The sequence below is a fragment of the Cedecea sp. B1(4) genome, assembly GCF_059414925.1.
This window is the reverse complement of sequence record NZ_JCAHMZ010000049.1, coordinates 1-277: the sequence shown is the minus strand read 5'-3', so window position 1 is coordinate 277 and position 277 is coordinate 1. Positions and strand designations below refer to the sequence as shown.

General features: G+C 63.2%; 1 pseudogene. It reads left to right on the top strand.

Going from position 1 to position 277, the window contains the following annotated elements:
• Positions 1–27: 27 nt before the first annotated feature.
• Positions 28–277: pseudogene (locus ACR6JA_RS22085) on the top strand (hypothetical protein); the annotation flags it as partial.

Here is a 277-nt window from a genome sequence, read left to right as displayed (position 1 = left end):
GCCTCCGATTCCTTCGAGGACAACACCATGCCTGTCACCCATCCTTCCAAGACGCTGTATCGCATCGACGAATGCCCCGACCTCATGGCCGACGGCTGCATCGGTGACGAGAACGGCAACCTGGTCTTTCTCTCGATCTGGGCGCGCGACACCGCCGTTCAGGAGTTCCTGGCTCGCCTGACCCTCGGGCGCGATGAGCAGGGGCTGGACCAGTTCCATGTCATCACCGACCAGGGCGCGAGCGTCCCGGTTTTCGTCGGCAACGTCGAGAACCTGG